The organism is Pantoea sp. A4, assembly GCF_000295955.2.
Lineage (GTDB): Bacteria > Pseudomonadota > Gammaproteobacteria > Enterobacterales > Enterobacteriaceae > Pantoea > Pantoea multigeneris.
Window position 1 is genome coordinate 143,438 of sequence record NZ_ALXE01000039.1, and the last position, 22,538, is coordinate 165,975.

General features: G+C 50.5%; 19 protein-coding genes. 6 read left to right on the forward strand and 13 right to left on the reverse strand.

Going from position 1 to position 22,538, the window contains the following annotated elements; all coding sequences use genetic code 11:
• Nucleotides 1-8 precede the first annotated feature (8 nt).
• Entirely contained in the window at nt 9-929 is a 921-nt protein-coding gene (locus B880_RS0117405) for an alpha/beta fold hydrolase (RefSeq protein ID WP_443146818.1), read from the reverse strand.
• 308 nt (nt 930-1,237) lie between these two features.
• On the opposite strand from B880_RS0117405, the gene ahr reads away from it, so the two are divergent.
• Nucleotides 1,238-2,254 (forward strand): NADPH-dependent aldehyde reductase Ahr, encoded by a 1,017-nt coding sequence (gene ahr, locus B880_RS0117410; protein ID WP_017348731.1) that lies wholly within the window; start codon nt 1,238-1,240, stop codon nt 2,252-2,254.
• Between the two features lie 29 nt (nt 2,255-2,283).
• Here ahr and B880_RS0117415 read toward each other — a convergent pair whose 3' ends face one another.
• The 6 genes from B880_RS0117415 to B880_RS0117440 form a co-directional block, all read right to left on the reverse strand.
• Nucleotides 2,284-2,991 (reverse strand): pirin family protein, encoded by a 708-nt coding sequence (locus tag B880_RS0117415; protein ID WP_017348732.1) that lies wholly within the window; start codon nt 2,989-2,991, stop codon nt 2,284-2,286.
• A gap of 136 nt (nt 2,992-3,127) precedes the next feature.
• Entirely contained in the window at nt 3,128-4,879 is a 1,752-nt protein-coding gene (locus tag B880_RS0117420; RefSeq protein ID WP_017348733.1) for a DUF2534 family protein, read from the reverse strand.
• Between the two features lie 66 nt (nt 4,880-4,945).
• Complete coding sequence (locus B880_RS0117425) at nt 4,946-5,350, reverse strand: DUF2946 domain-containing protein (protein ID WP_017348734.1); 405 nt, start codon at nt 5,348-5,350, stop codon at nt 4,946-4,948.
• 184 nt (nt 5,351-5,534) lie between these two features.
• A complete protein-coding gene (glsB, locus tag B880_RS0117430; RefSeq protein ID WP_017348735.1) occupies nt 5,535-6,458 on the reverse strand; it encodes a glutaminase B in 924 nt (307 codons plus the stop codon).
• Nucleotides 6,459-6,602: 144 nt separating this feature from the next.
• A complete protein-coding gene (locus B880_RS25675; protein WP_017348736.1) occupies nt 6,603-7,205 on the reverse strand; it encodes a helix-turn-helix transcriptional regulator in 603 nt (200 codons plus the stop codon).
• Nucleotides 7,206-7,305: 100 nt separating this feature from the next.
• On the reverse strand, nt 7,306-10,359 hold the full coding sequence (locus tag B880_RS0117440; protein ID WP_083482103.1) for a response regulator: 3,054 nt from the start codon (nt 10,357-10,359) through the stop codon (nt 7,306-7,308).
• 595 nt (nt 10,360-10,954) lie between these two features.
• Here B880_RS0117440 and B880_RS0117445 point away from each other — a divergent pair.
• Nucleotides 10,955-11,653, forward strand: coding sequence for a response regulator transcription factor (locus B880_RS0117445; protein WP_017348738.1), 699 nt, complete (start codon nt 10,955-10,957; stop codon nt 11,651-11,653).
• A 341-nt stretch (nt 11,654-11,994) separates the two neighbouring features.
• On the opposite strand, the gene B880_RS26180 is transcribed toward B880_RS0117445, so the two are convergent.
• The 6 genes from B880_RS26180 to B880_RS0117485 all read right to left on the reverse strand — a co-directional run bounded on the left by B880_RS26180 (nt 11,995) and on the right by B880_RS0117485 (nt 18,845).
• Nucleotides 11,995-12,168 (reverse strand): GhoT/OrtT family toxin, encoded by a 174-nt coding sequence (locus B880_RS26180; RefSeq protein WP_017348739.1) that lies wholly within the window; start codon nt 12,166-12,168, stop codon nt 11,995-11,997.
• 425 nt (nt 12,169-12,593) lie between these two features.
• Nucleotides 12,594-13,610 (reverse strand): LacI family DNA-binding transcriptional regulator, encoded by a 1,017-nt coding sequence (locus B880_RS0117455; protein WP_026042739.1) that lies wholly within the window; start codon nt 13,608-13,610, stop codon nt 12,594-12,596.
• Between the two features lie 884 nt (nt 13,611-14,494).
• The gene (locus B880_RS0117470; RefSeq protein ID WP_017348743.1) at nt 14,495-15,631 is read right to left on the reverse strand and encodes an SMP-30/gluconolactonase/LRE family protein; all 1,137 of its coding nucleotides are present in this window, start codon (nt 15,629-15,631) and stop codon (nt 14,495-14,497) included.
• A gap of 29 nt (nt 15,632-15,660) precedes the next feature.
• Nucleotides 15,661-17,064: an MFS transporter gene (locus B880_RS0117475; RefSeq protein WP_017348744.1), complete on the reverse strand. Its 1,404-nt coding sequence runs from the start codon at nt 17,062-17,064 to the stop codon at nt 15,661-15,663.
• A 107-nt stretch (nt 17,065-17,171) separates the two neighbouring features.
• Nucleotides 17,172-17,864: an RraA family protein gene (locus B880_RS0117480; protein WP_017348745.1), complete on the reverse strand. Its 693-nt coding sequence runs from the start codon at nt 17,862-17,864 to the stop codon at nt 17,172-17,174.
• Nucleotides 17,865-17,867: 3 nt separating this feature from the next.
• Complete coding sequence (locus tag B880_RS0117485) at nt 17,868-18,845, reverse strand: hydroxyacid dehydrogenase (RefSeq protein ID WP_017348746.1); 978 nt, start codon at nt 18,843-18,845, stop codon at nt 17,868-17,870.
• Between the two features lie 523 nt (nt 18,846-19,368).
• Between B880_RS0117485 and B880_RS0117490 the strand changes: the two genes are divergently transcribed.
• From B880_RS0117490 to B880_RS0117505, 4 genes are read left to right on the forward strand one after another with little or no spacing between them, the layout of a single operon-like run.
• The gene (locus B880_RS0117490) at nt 19,369-19,725 is read left to right on the forward strand and encodes a DoxX family membrane protein (RefSeq protein ID WP_017348747.1); all 357 of its coding nucleotides are present in this window, start codon (nt 19,369-19,371) and stop codon (nt 19,723-19,725) included.
• A gap of 47 nt (nt 19,726-19,772) precedes the next feature.
• Nucleotides 19,773-20,249, forward strand: coding sequence for a GlcG/HbpS family heme-binding protein (locus B880_RS0117495; RefSeq protein ID WP_017348748.1), 477 nt, complete (start codon nt 19,773-19,775; stop codon nt 20,247-20,249).
• A gap of 10 nt (nt 20,250-20,259) precedes the next feature.
• Complete coding sequence (locus tag B880_RS0117500) at nt 20,260-20,919, forward strand: sugar dehydrogenase complex small subunit (protein WP_026042741.1); 660 nt, start codon at nt 20,260-20,262, stop codon at nt 20,917-20,919.
• A gap of 25 nt (nt 20,920-20,944) precedes the next feature.
• Nucleotides 20,945-22,537 (forward strand): GMC family oxidoreductase, encoded by a 1,593-nt coding sequence (locus B880_RS0117505; protein WP_017348750.1) that lies wholly within the window; start codon nt 20,945-20,947, stop codon nt 22,535-22,537.
• The last annotated feature ends 1 nt before the right edge of the window (nt 22,538 follow it).

Genomic DNA, 22,538 nt, shown 5'->3' on the forward strand with positions numbered 1-22,538 from the left:
AACGCTAATTAAAGATGACTGGCATCTACAACCGCTTTAACAAAGTCGGTGGGATCTTCTGCCGGTGGGTTATGGCCAATATTCCCTTGCAGCGTTCGGTGTTGGTATTTGCCCACGAATTTTGCGCGGTAGCTGGCCGGTGCAGGATGCGGTGCCCCATTATCATCCCCTTCAAGAGTAATCGTCGGCACGGTTATTGGTGGGAACGCGGCTAACTTCTGCTCATATTGTTGATACTGGGGTTCTCCCTGTTCCAGGCCTAAGCGCCAGCGATAATTGCTGATAGTAATCGCAACCTGGTCTGGATTATCCAGAGATTTTGCCGCCTGATTAAAGGTTTGATCGCTAAACTTCCAACCCGGAGAGGCTTGTTGCCAGATTAACTTGGCGAAATCATGGGTGTGCTGCGCATAACCTTCACGACCACGCTCAGTGGCAAAATAGAACTGATACCACCACTGCAATTCCGCCTGAGGCGGGAGGGGCTGTTTACCGGCTTGCTGGCTGCCAATTAAATAGCCGCTGACGGAAACCAGCGCATTCACCCGCTCCGGCCAGAGAGCCGCCACGATATCCGCGGTGCGCGCGCCCCAGTCAAATCCGGCAAATACCGCTTTTTGAATATGTAACGCATCCATCAAAGAGACCATATCGCGGGCCATCGCCGAGGGTTGTCCGTTGCGGGGCGTGTCGGCCGAAAGGAAGCGCGTAGAACCGTAGCCGCGTAAATAAGGCACAATAACCCGATAACCTTGTGCGGCGAGTTGCGGAGCCACCTTTTCATAGCTGTGAATGTCATAAGGCCAGCCATGCAACAGAAAGACCGCAGGGCCATTACGCGGGCCAATATCCACGTAGCCAACATTCAGCACACCGGCATGGATCTGTTTGACGTTATCGAAAGGGTTGGTGTCCGTGGCATGGGCCATAGACGCGAACCCAGCACAGCGAGCCAGTGCTAAGCTGATTGCGCGCGGTGAAATAAATTTAGGTAATCCAGTCATTGTCAGTCCCCTGTACGTTAATCATCTAATCGACCGGTGACATGACATCACGCCAGTGTAGCGGGAATGTGTTCGAAACGACGGCTTGTTGCAGGATTGTGTATGTCAGGGCGATCCAGATACAGTGTGATACAAAATAAGTCCGTGTGTGTCTTCTCAGCGCGGATTCTGTTAAGACGCCAGGTTTCGGAGTTGTTAGGCTAGTCAGGGTTAAATGAGGACACTGGAAAAGCATGAAAATCAAAAGCTATGCAGCATTAGAAGCCGGTAAAGCACTGGAGTTATTCGAGTATGATGCAGGGGATCTGGCTGCAGAAGACGTCGAAGTTGAAGTCGACTACTGTGGCCTGTGTCACTCTGATCTTTCCATGATTGATAATGAATGGGGAGGTTCAACTTATCCGCTGGTGGCTGGACATGAAGTTATTGGGCGCGTTGTGGCAATGGGTTCCAGTGCGCAAAATAAAGGTCTGAGCCTGGGGCAACGTGTGGGCATCGGCTGGTCGGCGAAAAGCTGCCAGCACTGTGACTCCTGCATCAGCGGCGATCAGGTGAACTGTAGCGCGGGCAAAGTAACCACCATCAATAACCATGGTGGTTTTGCTGAACGGCTGCGTGCTAACTGGCAGTGGGCGATCCCGTTGCCGGAAGGTCTGGACCCGGCAACCGCAGGCCCGCTGCTGTGCGGCGGGATCACCGTATTCAAACCGCTATTGATGCATAACATCTCGGCGACCAGCCGCGTGGGCGTGATCGGTATTGGTGGCCTGGGCCACATTGCGATTAAAATTCTGCGCGCGATGGGGGCCGAAGTGACGGCATTCAGTTCTACTGCTGGTAAAACCGACACTATTCTGGCAATGGGTGCTGACCGTGTAGTCAACAGCCGTGATCCTCAGGCGTTGGCTGCACTGGCGGGACAGTTCGATTTGATTATCAGCACTGTGGCCGTTTCTCTCGACTGGCTCCCGTATTTCAACGCTCTGGCTCCACAGGGTAAATTCCATACTGTGGGTGCAGTGATGAAGCCGTTCGACGTGCCTGCCTTTAGTCTGATTGTGGGTGACCACAGTGTTGCGGGTTCTTCAACCGGTTCGCCAGGGCAGCTGCGCTCGTTGCTGAAACTGGCGGCGCGCACGGATATTGCGCCGACCGTAGAATATTTCCCGATGTCGAAAATTAATGACGCATTGGATCATCTGCGGGCAGGTAAAGCACACTACCGTGTAGTATTAAAAGCGGATTTTTAATCAATAGCGCGCGGTGACGCGCGCTAAGATTATTGGCCGTTCCAACTGCCGCTCGCGACAACGGGAGCGGCATCATCAACAATAAACAGTAACATGAGTGCATCTCGCTCAGCCGTCACGCTACTGAGTGGCGTATGGCTACTGAGTGTGTCCGCTTTGTGCAGGCGAGAGCCATCCACACTGACCACCCCCTCCAGCACGATTAACCAGCTGTTAAGCCCCTTAGCTTCAGGTACAGAAACCGTTTCACCTCGGCCCAGTTTTATATCGTAGATCGTGACGTCCTGACGTAAGACAAGGGGAGCATTGCTGTTCTCTGGCCCTGCAAGCAGGGTCCACTGGTTTTCTGCTGTGCTTTCATTACGTTCCAGCATCTGCACCCGGCTGGTCCCTTCGGCGAGTGAAGGGCGAATGACCGCCTGCAACATTTCTGCCTGATAGAGCGGCGCGGATTCAGTATGGCGAATCTCGCTGGCGGCATTAATCAACAGCGTACGTTTCGCAGAAAGCGTATAGCGTTCCCCATCGGTATGCTGATCGACCACTGATCCGCGCCAGACATAGCTCAGGATCTCATCATTGACCTGCGGATGTTCCTCAATAATCGCACCGGTTTTCATGCTAATCAGGTCAATACGCGTAATCGGGTTAAAACCGGATTCCGGTCTGAGGCGACGCACGGTTAAAGGGCCATATTCAAACAGCTGGCCGCCATGGGCACGCACGATTTCAGCCATATATCCTCCGCAAGTTGGGGTGTATGGCTTGAGATCATAAAGCAGTGAGGAATTAACAACAGCGGGGAGAATTGTTCAGCTTGTTCACTATTTTTGAATAATATCGGGCTGTTTCCAGCCCGATAGATAAACAACGTTATTTACCTTGTTCGTCACTTTCGCCGAGGAAGAAATACCACAGCGGGATCGACATCAATCCGGTGAATACGCCGGTGTAGAGCACAATCATAAAGCCCTGCGTCAGGTACATACCCACCGTCCAATGGGATAATGTGAGGTGGTACTCATCAATAACGCCACCAATAATGGCATTCCCCATGACGCTGGCAACAATAACGGCCAGCACGGCCACGGCGTAGAGAAATTTACGCAGCTCTTTACGCTTGGCTGCGATACGCAGTTGCACTATCGCCAAAGGTGATTGCTGTTCAGGTGCAATGACGGTTTGCGGTTGAGTGACGCGCTGTGATGATCGCCAACGTACAATATCCGTCAACACAAAGGCGAGCAGGCTGATCCCCATCACCGGTAAGGCATAGCTCAGACCCAGCGCCAGCAACAGCACAACGGCTTTAGCGGGCAGAGGTAATGCTAACCAGCTAGCCAACAATGTTTCCACCGGATTTTGCGTGGCAACCGCAGGGCGGCGTAACCACCACATGCGGTATCCCATAAGGATTAGGGTACATAATCCCAGACCGAAGGCCGCAAGAAGTAACTGATTGGGCAGGCCAAACAGGATACCCATATGTGCATCAACACCCCAGCGTGTCAGCTTTGCCACCAGTGGGAAGTCAGCGAAACGAACATGATCAACCAGATGGAAGTCATTGGGCGCAATGGATGCAGAATCCACATGGCTCGGCCAGTGGCGATCAACTTCTGTCACAGTCCATGCCTGACCGGTGCTTTTAGGCTGGCGCAATTCGACTTTTGCCGCGTCGATCCCGGCTGCGCGTGCAGCCTGAAGCACCCGTTGCCAGTCGCCATTATCCGCATTGACCTGGACAACCGGAACTTTGGCCGCCGCCATAGGCATGGCCATCCCGGACATCTCCATATCTCCCATATCCATGTCAGCCATCGCTGATGGCGCGGCATGATGATCGGCATGGGGATCGTTTACTGCCACACTTTGCCCATCCAGCGCAGTGCGAACTTGCGGAGTCAGCCAGTTTAAGTCCGCGCGCCAGCGGTCAATATTTCCTCCCGCCCACTGCGACCAGGTGAGCCCGGTTATGGAAAAGAAAATCAGCCCAACAGACAGCACCAGGCCCAGCGTAATATGCCAGTGGCGTGCAAAAGAGAACCCCGCACTGGCTTGTGCCGGTTTAGGCTTACGACGGGACGTCAGCCACAAAATACCGCCACCTACGGCTGCTACCCACAGCCATGAGGCAGCCAGCTCACTGTAGTTACGTCCAATATCACCTAAAAGCAGGCCACGATGGAGATCATCCAGCCAGGTACGAATAGGCAGAACGCCGGTGGTCCCGTAAACGGGCATATCACCGGTGATACGTAAGGTATAAGGATCTACAAATACCGATCGTGATTTGGATGCGCCCAGATCCGGTTCGACAAACTGTACTCGTGTGGTGTCATTAGGACCTGGTGCTGGGCGGATCGCGTAGATACGCTGTTGTTCACCCACCCGGCTGCGTGCAGCCGCAATTTGATCGGCTAAGGGCTTAGCTTCACCTTCAGGCTGAACGGTCAAGGCACTGTGATAAAACCAGTTTTCGAACTGAGGCGTCAGTACATAGAGTGTACCGGTAAGTGCAGCAATGAAGATAAACGGCGCAATAAACAGGCCAATGTAAAAATGCAAACGGCGCACAAAATTCATGATTGCGCTGCGTGGCACAGCAGAAGTTGTTGCGGACATAGTTCCCCACATTGAAATTCAGGCACAGGAGCTTATTCGCACGGGCGAAAAGCGTTGTGTTTGGTATTAGCTGGCAATGATGAGAACAGCCTTGGGGGGACCGCGAGGACGATGTTCGAAACCTGGGTGAATTGCCAGCAGTGGTGTGCTGAGCAGGGGAGGTAGCCAGCGTGTAAGGCAGAGCACCAACCACAGCAAGGGGACAAATGCCCACAGCATCAGCGGCACATGGATCAATAAGTCACAATAGCCGCAGACGACACCCATTTCAGCGTGATCTTGCATCTCATGATCGGGCGTTGCAGCCATATTCATGCCTGGCATGTCCGCCATTGATGCATTTTCACGGGTGTGCGCGGTGTGCTCCATCAGGGAAGTAGACACCACTGGCGCGATGAACAGCAGCAGCACGGCCAAAATGGCGATGCTGGCGGTGATCTTCTGTTGCAAGCGCGGGATAAACAACTTCATCTGTTCAACGTGCTAACCGGACCAAAAGTGAGGCGGCAGTGTAACGCTTTCAGGATATAAACGTTAAAAAAAGTCGGTCTAGAAGCAAAAAAAGTCGCACCTTTTGCATTTTTGCTTAAAGAGTGCGACTTATTACACATATCAGGGTGATTTTATGCTTACACCCCTCACGACAAAAGTGAGATCAGAAGATTGAACGGCCCAACCGTTCCGCCAGCAGTTCCAGCGCCGCAATACCTGCCAGAGAGTTCCCTGATGTGTCCAGAGCGGGTGACCACACTGCAATACTCATCTCCCCCGGAACAATGGCGACAATACCGCCGCCCACGCCAGATTTCGCGGGCATCCCAACACGCCATGCGAACTCACCTGCACCATCATACATGCCGCTGGTCATCATTAATGCGTTGATCTGGCGTGCCTGACGCGGCGTAATGATGCTGGCATCACTGCCTGCCATTTTGCCGTGACCAGAGAGATAACTAAAACAACGTGCCAGTTCAACGCAGCTCATGGAAAGGGCACAGTAGTGAAAATACGTCTGCATGACGCTGCTGACATCATTGTCAAAATTCCCGAAGGCTTTCATCAACCAGGCGATAGCGGCGTTACGTGCAGAGTGTTCGAACTCTGAGCGCGCAACGTCACGATCATACTGAATATCGTCTTGTTGGCTTAGCTGACGGACAATCTCAAGCATTCTCTGTCGTGGCGCAGTCAGCCGCGATTCAAGCATATCGCAAATCACCAGTGCGCCTGCATTGATGAAGGGATTACGTGGCTTTCCTTTTTCCAGCTCTAACTGTACTAAAGAGTTGAATGGCTGACCTGAAGGTTCTTTGCCGACACGCTGCCAGATTTCATCATCGTGATAACGCGTCAGTGCGACGGTCAGTGACAAGACTTTTGAAATGGACTGGATAGAAAAACGCCGATCTGCATCGCCAGATTGATACATCGTGCCGTCAGCGGTGCATACTGCTATTGCAAGGTGATCGGTTGAAACTTCAGCTAAAGCGGGAATATAGTCAGCAACTTTTCCTTTACGGGTCAGTGGGCGGACTTCTTCAAGAATGTGATCCAGAAGTGATTGATTGAGCTCAGGCACAACGCCTTCTCCGGTGCGTTTTATCGTTGCCGCGTATCATCAGGGTTGTGTCGCAGTCGGTCAACAGGCAACGTCATAAAGTGTGAGTACTCGCTGCTGGAGGAAACGCACTTTTATAGATTTACCTTTTCTATTATAAAAGTGTTATAAACCCTGACGCAGCGTAAAATCGATTAAATCCCGCTCATTGCCGAAGTTGAGTTTTTTCATGATTTTCCGTTTGTAAGTACTGACGGTTTTATTATTTAAGCCGATGATATTTGCAATCACGTTATTCTTCTTACCCGAAGCCATCAGATTTAATACCTGCATTTCGCGGTTGCTTAATCTGGAAAGGCAGTTATCTTCTTCCCTTAAGACAGGAAGCGTCATGTTAAAGGTCTCGGGTGTAGACAGTAACCCGCTCAGAGAAGACACCACGATTGACAGGCATTCAGATTTGTTGATAAAGGCATCGGGGTAAAGATGGTGACTACGAGATATATGCCATGCACTTAAGTATGAGGAGAAAATAACCAGCTTGGTTTCTTTGCTGGACTGCATATATTTTCCGATCTTAGCAAGTGTAGGCGCTGTTTGTTTTGCCGGATCAATGATTAAAATATCAGGTTCATTAATAAAAAGAGAATAAATAAAGTTATCATCAGGCGAGATCGGTTCTGAAACCTCAAACCCTGCGCGGGATAAGGTGTTTTCAAGTCCAGTAAGGACTAACGGGCAGCAATCCAGAATCATGATTTTTTTCATATTCAACCCTCACTCAGCGACCCCGCATCTTAAAAGAGTGAATGTGTTATCTATACAAGTATGGTCTTGAAAACGGCACCATCACAGGATGATATTACCCTTATTTCTGGTTTGCTGATGTTAGCTCAGCGATCAAGGGATCAATCCTGTTTATCATGTTTTTTATTTCAGACATTGTAAAATGAAAAGCATTTTTTTCGAGCGTTTTACAGTATTTTGTCAGGTCATTATTTTTTGCCAGATGTGCGGCGCTGATCAGTCGATGGGCGATGCGTGCGATCTCTTTACGGTCTTCTTGTTTACAGGCCTGGCGCAATGCAGCCATATCAGCGTTGTTTACTTCCTGCCACTCTTGATAGTGTTCAGAAGTGAGTGCCGAGGAGATAGCAGGCGTGTTCTGGTGAGAGGATTGAAAATGGTGCTGTAGCCAGACCGCAATCGCCCCGGCATTTAATGGTTTGCTCAGACAGTCGTTCATACCGGCCTGCAGGCTCATTTCTACCGTGGCAAAGTCATCACTGGCGCTTAATGCCGTAATAATTAAGGGCGAATCCATCTCCGCCTGCCGAATGTTGCGTGCAAGGGAGCACCCATCCATGTTTGGCATCGCTAAGTCGGTGATTATCCCATGAATCACCGATCGGTTTTCCTGCCATACTTTTAATCCCTCCGCCCCATCCTGCGCGCTCAGGACCTGACAACCTTGCTGTTGCAACAGGGTTTCTAAAAGCCGACGGGAAGGAGAGTGGTCATCAACCACCAAAATAGTCACGGGAACTCGAGTGGATACAGGTGGCGGTGTGCATTCCGCCACAGGCGCTATTGGGATCAAGAGAGAGACAATTGTGCCCTGGCCTGCTGGTGTTTCGCATGAGAGCGTGCCCGCCATGCCTTTCACCAGACGTTTACATTCCTCAACGGTAAGGCCCGTTTCGCCCCAGAGTGAACTGGCCCGTGCAATTTCCTCTTTTTCGGCAAAAGTGCCATTGTCCGCGACTTCAAACAACAGCCCTGAAGGGGGGCTCTCAGCAACAAAAAGCGTGACCCGGCTACCATCACTGTGTTTTATGGCGTTGAGCACTAAGCTAAGCAAAATGCGCGTTACGGTGAGGACATTCAAATGATACTCATCTGTCGAGAGGCGATACTGGAAATTGAGGGTGATATTTTTTGCGAGTGCGTGCGAATTAGCCCACGTAACAATGGTTTCCCCTAGTTGGGCTAATACTATTGGCCTGATTTTCCCTGGTAAGTCAGTGTCAGCAAGTGCAATAAAATCGTGCTGAGCTGTAACGAGAAAAGTGAGCTGCGCGGCTGTCTCCTGCATGGTACTGAGGTTTTCATGGCTTTCTGCTGAAAGGGGCTCTTTTTGCAATTCCAGATCTAGCAAACCGCGTAATGCGTGCAGATGATTGCCGAATTCATGGTGCATATGCTGCAAAAAAACGCGTTGCGATGTGCTGGGTTGAACTGCCATCGGGGGAGTGTTTGCCGCAGTGATGGAAAGAGCGGTCTTTTTCCTTCTGAGATGTTGCGTTATAGCGCCCAACAGACCTGCCAGTAAAGCGACAGCCAGTATTATCCAACCCAGATATAATGACCCAGAGTCAGAAAGGGGCACTGAAGATGTTGAGGCAGGAACACGCCATTTTGCAATCAGCTGATTGATCTCTGCTGGTGTGATGGCCGCAAGTGCGACGTTGAGATTTTTCCCGGATAGTGATGAATCCGATAGAGGAGTGGCAAATACCAGGTCGGCAGCGGGTAGCGCAATACCCACTTTAACATCGCGATATTCTGGCTCGTTCAGTAAATAATTTGCCTGTATCAGAGGCATCAACATGCCACGGATCCGATTGCTTTTTAGCCATGACATCGCCTGTGGAATGGAGTCAGCAACAACTAACCTCACAGTTGGATGGTGAGTCTCAAGCCAGTTCAGTATCGGATCATCGCGCAGGATAGCAATTCTCTCTCCCGCCAGTTGCGAAAAGTTTTGCGGCTGTTGTGTTGTATTCTTGATGAGCACGACAGATTGACTGGTTAGCCAATGGATGTCAGGCACCAAACTGCGCCCAGTTGTCTCTTCAGCCATGACCCATTTGGCCGGTAGCAGAGCCTCAGGAAAGCGCTCTATTAGCGCTGTTACTTCTGCATCGCTATGAGCGGGCATTAACTGGTAATCGATATTGAATTTTCTTTTTATCAAGGCCAGAAGATCAATTAACAATCCCGAGATTTGCTTTTCTTTGTTTTGAAAAGTGAGTGGGCTCTGGCGTGTGTCGACAATGACTGTGATATTTTGCTGTAACACGTCTTCGGGGGCTTTTTCATCAAGTAATGCCGCAAGGGGGATCCCCCAGCCTTGGGCCAGTTGGGTCTTATGAGCTAAGGGTATGGCACTCAGCATATCATCGATTAGCTCTAGCAATTCAGGGTGCTGGCGATTAACAGAAAAATGAAGACTTGCCGGTTGAGTAACCGCATTGAAGAGCGGGAGAGGGGGCAGCGATGCTGTGGAAAGTAAGTAATCGGCAGACATTTTTGTGATCCACACAGCATCTAACTGGCCAAATGAAAGGTCATTCAACGCAGCAGAATAAGATTTCATATAACGAACCGGTGTGCCACCGGGCCAGGAGGCTTGCCTCTGTAACGCAAAATCGTTGCCCTCAACGATACCGATGGTTTTAATTAAACGCCTGTCATTGTGGCGTGCTAATAGCGTCCAGCGATCGTGTATCCAGGGCTGTGTCAGCAGTGCAGTATCCGTTGATGCTTCCTCTGGTTGCCATACAGGAAGCATCATGATCTCGCCTTTTTCCAGAGCAGATAATGCCGTTGCCGCATCGGGATACCAGTAAATCTGAAAAGGCAGTTCGATGCTTTTTTGCATTAAACCAATAACATCAGCGATGAGACCTTGATAAATACCGTTAGAAGAAATAATTGAAAAAGGAGGATGTACTTCCCCCCAAACTCCTATTTGAAGACTTTTTTGCTGATGTAGCCAGGCTTTGTTTTTTTCACTTTTAGGTAAGGTTAGCTCCACAAGCGATATCCGAGGCGTGATCACCAATGGTTCGGTGGTGATTGCGAAAAGGCTCTTCGGTGTAAACAGTAGAATCATTAAACAAAGTAGTAAGCGTCGCATATTGCAGTAATTCCTGATGGGACAAGGATGGCTAATTTTGGCTAAAGGTTAAAATATTTATACTGTTATCATTGTTATGTGGCGCAAGAAAAACCTGTAACGTGAAATCATAACCTGTATTCGTAGACAGAAAACTTGATCACGATTAAAAAAATGTGCTTTTCAAGCTGTTAATCTTTGCAGTACGCTTTGGGCATGAATAATCTAAGACTATCATTCTGGCCTCAATCATAAACAGGGCAAATGAGCAAAGCAGACATATCTTGTTGGAACTACTAACTATTTTTTGTATAACAGCGTTTGTCTTGATTACTTTAATTCAGAGTTACAAGAATGTTATCCAGAACAGGAAAAAGAGAAGTAACACACTGAACAAAAGGAAAATAAAATTTTTGTAAACATTTTACGTGTTCATGTGATTAAGCCGGAAAATACCTTCCGACTATGGTTTTGTTGGGATTGTTTGGTTAAGATTATTTTATGCATTAAGGTGTGATTAATTGAGTCAGAAAGAATTTACAAGGCAGATAAATGGTCGTTATCACCTCTGATTATAGGGGCGTATGATGAGCAAACCTGATGAGAAGGAAATTAAATGTATAATCAAAACCCTAAAATAAAAGTTGCCATTCTTGACGATCACCCTATCATTCTGCGCTCTTTCGAAGTGGTCGCGGCCAGCTCAGGCGATATTTCAATTGTAGGTAGTTTCACGCACAGCCGGGAACTGTTAGGCTGGCTGAAAAGTAACGATTGTGATGTCCTGATTCTTGACTATATTTTACACAGTGATGAGTTAGATGGATTATCGCTGATTAAAAATATTCTGGTGCGTCACCCTCAGACCAAAATATTACTCTCATCTTCCATGGAAAGTATTGCGGTCATTCGCACAGCCTTTATGCTGGGCATCAAGGGCTATATCGGAAAGAGAGAAGAAACGGTAATTTATCTCAATGCTATCCGTGCTATCTACAACGGACAGCGTTACATCCCTCCAGCGATTTCTGCCGAGCTGGCGGTGGTGCCGGTACGTAAGCGTGACGAAGCATTTATGAATGCCCAGGATAACCCTGAACACACCAGGGATATTTCTGAGCTGGAAAAGTTACTTACGCCGCGTGAAGCTGAAGTGATTCACTGTTACCTTGAAGGCATGAGCATTATTGATATCGCTGCAAAAATTAAACGTAGTCGCAAAACAGTCAGTGGCCATAAGCAGACAGGAATGAAAAAGCTGGGGCTATCCAGCGATCTTGAACTGTTTAAGTATCGTAGTGACTTGTTTAAGTAGGTATGCCAGAAAAGCGTGATCACAGTTAAGCACCTATCTCCCTTTCCTGGCGATGAATGATCTAGTGGAATTCTGGTTCTGGAAAGTGCCCACAGTTTGTCTGATCAGGACTGACACTGTTTTGACAGGTTTGTTGGCGGGTCTCCGCACGTGGGACCTGTTTTTCCGGTCCCCACGCGGTAGTGCACCCGGTTGATGTAAACAGGATCGCGATCATCAAAATAGTGCGCATATTAGCCTCGCTCTTAATGTAAGCCAAAATACGTCGTTGATACGGTTGCTCATGATCCGTTTTTGAGGCGTATTCGTTTAAGTTTGGTCTCCCGTTGAATGATCGTCAATTAAAAGAGTGCAAACATCAGAGCGACCGGGAAACTCATCGGCCACGTGGCTCCAACCAGCACACTACTTAAAATACGCATCCACATTCGATCGCGTGCGATGAAAAAAGTAATTAACATCGCGATTGAACCCATTACGGCATAGAAAATCAACATATGTTGATAAAGAGTCATTTACATTCTCATAACGTTATTGTGGTTGTTAGCGCGGGCACTATGCCGTGTTTTTGTCTGGCTATCAAGTCGCTTTTTTTTTCATCACCTTTGCGCTTTTTGTGCTGGCGATTTCAGCCTGAAATTACGCTTACATCACGATGTTTTTTCTTCTATCTCTATGAATAAAATGGGAATAATGAGATGGGCTTAAACGTTTTGCTGTGGAGAGGATGTGATCTTTAGTCCCAGGCACTTCTCCCTGTTTCTGTTTCGTCAAGAAGAGCTGTCTTCGTAGGCTGGAATTGATTTGTATGCTGCGGTTATCGGTAGGGCTATATTGCCGCAGCGATCATTGAATCTGTGTTTTATATTTAAAGCCGATGGCCAACATTTTTCATGAGCCTGTTGTCAGGCTGCTAACAGGAGCAGCCTGATACTCTACGTCAGTTTTTTAAATGTGAGCGGCGTATACGTAATTCACCTTGTTGCCAGTCGGTGTTAGCGCCGGGTGTGCCGTCAACCAGTCGACAAATGGCTTCCTCCATCAGTCGATCAATGCGTTGGCTGTAGCTGGTCAATTGCCAGCCGGGTGAGCTGGCTTCTTCAATATCATCAAAACCTACAATCGCAATCGGGGATTCCGGTGCCAGCTCTCGCTGTGCCGCCATAGCGCCTAACGCCAGGATATCATTCTCACAAAACAGTGCTTCAATTCGTTGCTCTGCGGGTGTTGTCTGCTGGAGATACTGTTCCATCGCACTCCAGCCGCGCTGACGTTCGTAGTTGCCGGCTTTGAGCAGAACTTCCAGTTCAATGCCTGCCTCGTTCAGACCGGCCTCAAATCCCTCTTTACGCTGCAAATGTGAGGTGGGGGTGTCTGGTCCTTTCATAAAGCCAAAACGTTTGAACCCTTGCTCCAGCATCAATTCAGCAATCTGTTTACCGGCGTTAAACCCACTGATTGCCACTACATCGATATCCTGAGCATCGGTGTTGCGGCAGACCTGTACGAGTGGGATATGGTGCATATCTTCTGCAATGCTAATGAACTCCGCAGACAGAATCGTGCCGAGAAATAAAATCCCGTCTACCTGTAGCTGATCGGCCAGCGACATCACCGAGCGATAATGTGCCTCTGCCGTTATGTTTAGCATCAAAGCCATATACCCACGGCTTTGTAACTGCCGCGTTGCCTCATCCAGGATCATCAATGAGTGCGGGTTCTTCAACTCATCAATCACCACGCCAATGATGTTGGTGCGCTTTTTTGACAAACTCCGTGCCAGCAGGTTAGGGCGATAATCCAGCTCCCGTGCGACAGCCATAACGCTGTCCCGGGCTTTTTTAGATATCGATGCGCCTGGTGTAAACGCGCGTGAAACTGTCCACTTCGAGACACCGGCCTGCTTTGCAACATCACTGGCAGTGGCTTTATGTCCTTTTGCTGCTGTGTTTTTCATCTACCACCGTCCGTATCACAAGGATTTTCAGCATTGAACGTGAAATTCAGCGGAAAAGAAACCTTAAAGCATCATCTTGAGCAATTCAGAGAGAGGGCATTGGGTTATTGTGAGCGGCTTCCCGTATCTACTTGACCGCAAAACCCAAAGCGGCTGTGATTTTTTCCCTCTTAATAGTGTGCTGCACAGCATGATCTGGTCTGAACACTGCATCTCCTTGTCATTAATTAAAGGTCGTTACTAAAGGGTATTAATCATTAAGCATCGTTCAGAATCAACCTACTTTTCTGGTTAATAAAAACATCAAATTCTTAAAGATGGTTTTGTAACCCTCGCAATCCCATGCAAATGCCATTAGATGTTTATTAAAAACAAAATGATTGTAAATCATAGTCTTATTGTTTTTTAGTGCGGGGGTTGTTGCTTGATTCACGATCATTGTTACCTGTTTACACATTTACTAACATAATCGCAGTGTCAGAATGAGTAAAAACAACTGGACAATTTATGTGATGAGTTTCAAATTAACCCTATGAATTAACTTTAGAAAATCTACACATTTGTGACGAATAAAAGTCTGTAAGCCTGCTTATCTGGCTTCACTTCGCCACAGACGTGCGAGGGTCAAACGTACTTAACTCTTTCCCGTTAAGTCGTACTGAATAAACGTGCCCGATTCTGATACAGGGAAGAGGAGAAGGATCCGGGCATCAGGTTATTTTTATCATTATGCCGCCACTCAGGAGGTGAATCATAAATCACAACGAGATGCCAGACCTGCCGCACCAGGTCTGGCATAACGCCTTTCTTCTTTTTCGCTCAATCCCTTTTCTCAGGACGAAAAAAAACGGCACCCGCCAGGGCACCGTTCTCTTTATGACAAATTACTGGTGATCGCGTGGTGAAGGTGCGATCGGCAGATCAATTTTGAAGATTTTCACCGGGTATTCAACCGTTGAAGGTTTGCCGCCGGTGGTCGCTGGCGTGCGGTTAATCTGCCCTGCTGGCATCCACAATGCGCCTTTGCTTACCCACATCGCATCAATCCACACCAGACGTGGATCGGAAATCACGGTGCTGACTTTGCCTTCCGGTGTGATGCGCATCACTGAGCGAGTGTTCAGCTGTGACATGTAGACATTGCCGTCAGAGTCGATAGCCGTACCGCCCGTGGTCCAGGTATCCAGTACTTTATGCACGTGCTTAGCCACTTCTTTTTCTGACAGTTTCGCGTCGTCAATATAGCGGGTTTCGATACGTGCTAACGGGCCTGGAATAGCCTGGAACAGCAGCCATTTACCATCAGGTGAGACTTCCAGCTGATCGGCACCTACGCGCTTCTCTTTACCATTCGGCAGGTAAAGTTTTTTGCCATCGGCATACAGTGGCAGATGGTCGATGGCCAGTGGATGGTTATCCAGCACGCGGTGTGCGTCGCCGGTTTTCATATTCAGGATGACAAAACCAGGGGCACCAGGATCGGAAATGTACGCGAAATCACCGTTAAAACGAACGTCATCCAGGTAGCTGGTTGGCTTCAGGATCGGTGGCTTAATCACCCATGTCTGCACGACTTTACGGGTATTAGCGTCAATCTTAACCAGTTTAGCGCCACCGACAACGGCCTGTGCGCCAGTACCAATACCGGTGTTACCTGCATCCATCGCGTACAGGAAACCATCTGGCCCAAAGCGCGTGGCGTTCACGTGCAAGAAGTGATGCTCAGGATCTTTGGCATCCCAGTGGTTCCACTCCTCATCTGGCACCGGAGTCAGTTGGGCATTTTTACCCACTTCAGCCAGTTGCAACCCTGGCCCTTCGGTCTGGGTGAAAGAAGCAAAGATACGGCCATCCTGGCTCACGGTGACACCGTTCCAGATACGGTTAGAGGTCGCCATTTCCTGTAAACGGCTGTCCTCTTTGGTCGGCAATTTTGCCGGAAGGACATCTTTTGCAAAAGCGTGCTGGCACAGTAAACCGATAGCTAACGCCGGTAAAGTTTTCTTAAAAAATGATCGCATGTAATAACTCCTGTTTTTTTGCGTTGCAATTAGGGCGAAATTTCCTCAAGGCGGCGGTTAAGCGTTCTTGGCCCAAAGATACCTATAGTGAAAACGACAATCGCCATGGCGAATGAGATCAAAAGGAAGACTCCGTTAACGCCTGCTTCATGCAGGATCCAGGAGATAGTAAAGCCAGATAACATGCCGCTAATGCGACTGACGGAGTAGACCATCCCAATCGCTTTCGCGCGGAAGCGGGTTGGGAACAACTCAGCCTGATAAGTACGGTATGAAAACGTCATGCAGGTACTGGCGAGGGACAACAGCAGGCCCAGAACAACCAGCATCGCGGCCTGCGACTGCCAGGAGAACACGGTGCCAACAATGGCGATGGCGAGGGCCGAACCGCTGACCAGCCACTTACGTTCAATTTTGTCGGCAAACATCATCGCGATCAGCGGGCCCAGTGGGCTAGCAAACGCGATCACAAACGAATAGAGCAGGCTATGCGTGAAGTTCACGCCTTTCATTGCCAGCAGCGTTGGGATCCAGCTAGCAAAGCCGTAGTAACCAATCGACTGGAAGAAGTTGAAGACCAACAGCATGATGGTGCGACGGCGATAAGGCGCACGCCACATCTCATTTTTGACACCCGGTTTGGCCACTTCAACGGGAATGATGTCACTGGCAAGCACTTCTGGCAGTGGTTCACCCGTAGACTTCATCACTTTCGCTTCCAGGCGGCGCACGACGTCTTCGGCTTCTTTGTAGCGCTCTTTCTGCACCAGCCAGCGTGGACTTTCTGGCAGGCCCATACGGATCAACCAGACCACAACGGCGCCCACACAGCCAAACAGCACAACCCAGCGCCAGCCCGTCAACCCCATCGGCGCGAGGGGAACCAACTGCCAGGAAAGGAACGCAATGGTAGGAATGGAGGTGTACTGGATAGCCTGCACAAACGCATAGGAACGGCCACGCAGGCGTGCCGGGATAAATTCCGACACGTAGGCGTCAATCGTCACCAGCTCGGCACCGACACCAATCCCCGAAATGACACGCCAGAACACAATGGCGTAGGGATCGTGCTGGAATGCCATAATGCCGCTGGCGATGGCATACACCAGCAGGGCAATGACAAAGACTTTACGGCGACCGATACGATCGGCAAGGTTGGCAATCAGTAAGGTGCCGACAAAGACCCCAAGGAACATGGCGGCAACAAAGGCCCCCAGGCTGGTCAGGTCAAAAAAGCTATGGCTCTGGTGACTAAAAATTCCCTCACGTACCATGCCCGGTCCGACATAGGCGGTCAGGAAAACATCATACAACTCAAACCAGCCTCCCAACGCCAGGGCGCAAATGATCAACCACACTGGGCGGGCAGAAGGTAAGCGTTCGAGCCGTGCGGAAAGATGAGCGCCGAAGGTACGGCGCTCCTCTGACGACATGTTCTCACGCCAACTCATTGGAGGGGGTAATGACGTGCTCACAGTTTTTTTTAACATCGTAGGGTACTCCAATGGTCTTTTATGGTTATTGGCATGGAACTACGGTTTTACAGCGGGCAGCCTTTTGCACGCAGAATGGCGTTAAAACGCTCAGGATCTGCGGTTCCAGACTGGTTGCTGGCGCGAATTTTCTCTTCGCGCTGTGCGTGTTGCTGTACGCGCGGCAGCACGGTGTCGAGCTGATCCTGAGGAATAACAATCACGCCATCGGCATCGGCCACAATCAGGTCGCCAGGGGCAACGATCATGCCTGCGCAGCTGATGGTGGTGTTGACTTCACCTGGGCCATCTTTTGACGGGCCGCGCAGGGTGTTGCCTACGGCCCAGCAAGAGATGCCGCCTTCTGCCCATTCGTTCAGGTCACGAACGGCACCATTCACCACGAAACCGGCGATTTTTTTGGTCTGCGCGGAGGTACGCATCAGGCCACCGATCAGCGCTTGAGTCAGATCACCGGAACCATCAATAACGATGACATCACCTGGCTGAGCCAGCTCAATGGCTTTGTGGATCATCAGGTTATCGCCTGGGCGCACTTTCACCGTCAGGGCTGGGCCACACAGCACCAGCTCAGGATCATTGTGATACGGCTTCAGGCCTAAAGCGGCGTTACTACGTCCCATGCAGTCACCAATGTTGGCTGCCGGGAGTTTGCGGAAGGCTTCAATGATGGCGGTATCGATTTTCGCGCCGCGTTCACCGATGAAATAGCCTGCTGGCCAGTCGCTACGATTTGACATGATTTACTCCTTGTTGAGCACCTGCGGATTGACGCAGGCAAAACGGTTGATTTGTTTCGCATCCAGCCACTCCAGACACTGACGAGCAGCGCTATGTGCCACAGCATCCAACGCCTGTGGCGTTGAACCGCCAATGTGTGGCGTGATGATGACCTGAGGCAGTGCACGGAAGGGGTGATCGGCCGCCAGCGGTTCTTTCGCTACCGTATCCAGGGCAGCAGCACGCAGATGACCGCTTTCCAGCGCGGCCGCAAGTGCAGCTTCATCAATCAATTCGCCACGTGCGGTATTGATAATGATTGCGCCCGCAGGCAGCAGTGCCAGGGTGGTGGCATTGATCATCAGACGGGTTTTATCGTTGACGGGGCAGTGCAGACTGAATACGTCGGACTGCTCCAATAAGGCTTCCAGCGTATTGCAGCGGCGCACTTCGCCCGTATCACGATCGGCTGGCAGGGCAGGATCGAAAAACGCCACGTTCATACCGATTGCCTGAGCAATACGCGCCACGCGACGACCGATTTCGCCAAAGCCGACCAGGCCAAGGGTTTTGCCTTGCAGCTCTTCGCCGTCACCGGTCCGCGTCCAGCGACCCTGTGCCACTTCCTGTTGGAAGTAAGGCAAGCGGCGTGAAGCATCCAGCATCAGGGCAATGGTCAGTTCTGCCACTGACTGAGCGTTGGTGGCTGGGGTGGTCAATACCGGAATGCCGCGCTCGCTGGCTGCATTAACATCGATATTGGTCACACCTACACCGTGCTTACAGATGATTTGCAGGGATGGACAGGCATTGATCGCGGTCGCGGTGAGGTCGACGGTACGCGAAATCACGGCGTCATACTCCGTATTCGCCATCCGACGTTCCACTTCCTGTGGATCGTTAGCGTTGTCGAGATAGTCCACTTCACACCCAGCCTCTGCCAGAATCTTCTGGCCGCCGTGGCCGAGGGTGGTGGTGGTGACAAGAAAGCGATAAGCCATGTTGTTTCTCCGGTGTTAATTTCGCTTATCCTGGCACCGGATATCGATAAAAAGTATTCACGTAAATTTATTAATACATTCCTGGTGGGAATGTGATTGGCGAATTAAAACTTTTAAACATAGTCCTGATTCTTTACGTCTGCCTGATGAATCAAAATCGCTGCGCGTAAGCGCCTGTACTGGCTGGAGAGTGTTTCATTCGCGCCAGAAATCTGAGGTATTTCCTACGGTTCTCTGAGGCCCGTTGGGTTTTCCTCTGCTGACAATTCCTCTGCGATCTTTGTGAACTGGCTCAAAAATTCCCATCCACTCTGTCGATGTATTCAAAAAATCTAACCTGTTTCAGTGGGTTATAGCCAGTGACTTTAAAGGTTTCCGAATGTTAACAGGCGTTACTTACCGCACGAAATGGTAAAACTGATTAACCATTTAAAATGTACTGTTTGGTTCATTAACAACTACATTTCATTTTGGTCACATCATGTCTCATTCCAAGGATGCTCTCGCTGTAGCAAGTCGTTTCATGGCTGTTGGATTGTTTTTCGCTTCAGGTGTCGACAAGATTGCGCACTATGCTGACAACGTGCAGTTGATGGCGACGAACAACGTACCTGCCTTCTTTTTACCCCTGGTGATCTTGCTGGAAGTCGGCGGCGGTATCGCCATCGCCCTCGGATTCCTGACCCGCTTCACCTCGGTGTTCATGGCTGTTTTCTCTGTGGTTGCAGGCTTCCTGTTCTACCAGGGATACAGTCACGCCCATCTGATGGTCTGGCTGAAAAACATCTCCTGCGCGGCGGGCTTCTTGCTGCTTTGCCTTAACGGCAGCGGGAAATGGAGTATCGACCATCTTATCCAGCGCCGTTTCGCCAAAGCCTGACGAACACGCTTACTTTTTGAATCACTTTCCTCTAATCAGGTGAACTTATGAAACTGCTTCCAACTGCACTGCTGTGCAGCGGTCTGATCTGTGCCTGCGCACAGGCTGCTGAACCTGCTACTCAAATCTCAACGCTGAATCACCAACAGGCGCAGCGCCTGCTGGACAAAGCGGAACAGATTATTCGTTCTCACCACCTTGGCGGCGCTATCGCGGTCGTCGATCCAGCCGGACAGCTGATCACCTATGACCGTCTGGACGGTGCAACCCTGGCAAATGCTGAGCTGGCGCCGAAAAAAGCGCACGCTGCTGTGGCGTTTGGTGCTTCCACTGAGAGCTTCCAGCAAAAAATTGCCGCCGGTAACGTGGCGATGTTAGGCAACCCGGTGGTGGTACCACTGCCAGGCGGTGAGCCAGTCAAGCTTAACGGCGTGGTCGTGGGCGCGATTGGTGTCAGCACGCCAGATGGCGCTGTAGATGCCGAAGCGGCGAAAGGGGCACTCTCTGCCCTGAATGCAGGCTAGCGGAGTCACCATGGACAGAAGACATTTTCTGCAAATGATGCTGGCTGCGCCACTCATTGTCTCTATCCCGTTGAACGCTGCTTTTGCGGCGTCTGCGGATGCTGAACCTCAGGCGGCACTGTTGCGTGCGAGTGAGTTATTAACTGGTCGTCGTGGTCTTGATCCGGCGATTACAACGCGCTTATGGCAGCTGCTGGTGGATAAGGATGCCAGTTTCCCGGCTCAGTTAACACGCCTGATCGGCAACCTTACAGCACTGAAAACAGAAGATCGTGAGGCCATCGTCGGCCATCTCGATGATGAAGACGTGAAAACCGCGCTCACCATTATTTCACCGTGGTATCTCGGTTACACCGGTAACCCTTCGACCACCAAAGCCGTGGACGATGCGCACTTTGTGACGTTCCTGTCAGCGCTGATGTATGAGCCGACCAGCGATCACACCATTCGTCCCACCTACGCTCGCGCGGGGGGAGACTATTGGGTTGAAGTGCCAAAAGGGGTCACTGCACCGGCAATGCCGGAAAACATCCGTGAATGGGGTGATAAATCTCCGCAGGCAGCACCAACCATTCGTGAACCAGAAGAGCCCTGGTTACTGATGGTGCAAGGCAAAGCGCGTACCCTGGCAGAAGCCCAGGACATGATTGCTCATAAAAAAACTGCATAACAATAATTAAGCAAGGTAAAACACAATGAGTGAATTTGATGCTGATGTCGTCATCATTGGCTCAGGCGCATTAGGTGCCAACGCAGCTTATCAGCTGGCTAAAGCGGGTAAGTCTGTGATCATGCTGGAAGCAGGGCCATACATTCCACGCTGGAAAGTGGTGGAAAACTACCGTAACGGTGCCAGTAAGCGTAACTGGTGTACGCCATATCCTAACTTGCCTTGGGCACCCAACTCCTACACCGATGGCTACATTGATGCCAAAGGCGATCCCGATTTTGCCTACGTCACCAGTTATCTGCGTGTCGCAGGGGGCAGTACGCGTCACTGGGCCTCAGCGGCATGGCGCTTACTGCCGAATGACTTCAAGCTGAAAAGCGTCTACGGCGTCGGCCGCGACTGGCCATACCCGTATGAAGAGCTGGAGCCATGGTATGTGAAAGCTGAGCTGGAAGTGGGCGTAGTGGGTACCGGTCATGAAGACCAGAGTGGCCAGGGCCGTGGCCACTATCCACCGCGTTCGCAGGAGTATCCGCTGCCACCGGAAGGCAAGCCTTATATGGCGCAGCGTATGCAGGCGAAGCTGGGGCCGATGGGCTACCAGGTTATCCATGAACCGCACGGTCGTGTCTCACGTCCTTATGATGGCCGCCCGGCTTGCGCAGGTAACAACAACTGTGAACCGGTCTGCCCGATTGGGGCGATGTACTCCGGCGATATGCACGTTGATAAAGCGGTGGCGCTGGGCGTTGACCTGCGTACCGAATGTGTTGCATGGAAAATCGAAAAAGGCGCGGACAATAAAATTGTCTCGATCACCTATCGTGAACCCAATGGTAAAGACACCCGCCTGACCGCCAAAATCTTTGTCGTTGCCGCACATGGACTGGAAACGCCAAAACTGCTGCTGATGAATGACATCGCCAACAGTTCCGATCAGGTGGGACGTAATCTGATGGACCATACCGGCCTGAGTCTGACCTTCCTGGCCGATGAGCCGCTCTGGACAGGACGTGGTTCGGTACAGCATGGTTGCATCGCTAACCGCCGTGATGAGCCAAGCCGTGCGCAACACTCTGCGATTCGTTACTCACTGCGTAATCTGGTGCCTAACGTTGATGTTACCGCACCTTTGCTGAAGCAGGGCCTGATGGGTAAAGCGCTGGAAGATGCGATCTACGATCGTGCCTCACGCATCATGAACATCAGTACCATGAGTGAAACCTTACCCAGCCCAACCAACCGTGTCGTGCCAAGTAAAGACCGCAAGGACTCCATTGGCCTGCCGATGCTCGACGTACACTATCACCTGGATGATTATGTGCGCGGGATGCGTCCTCAGGCGTACAAAGACTTTGCGAACTTCCTTCAGGCGTTCAATGGCGAAGTGATTGAAGCGCCGACCGGCTGGCGTAACCAGTACCACATTATGGGTACGGTGATCATGGGGGACAATCCGAAGGATTCGGTGGTGGATAAAGATATGCGCACCTGGGATCACCCGAACCTGTTCCTGGCAACTACCGGTGTCATGCCGACGTCTGCCACTGTGAACCCAACGCTGACCGGTATCGCCCTGTCACTGCGTATGGCTGACACCATCATCCGGGAGATTTGAC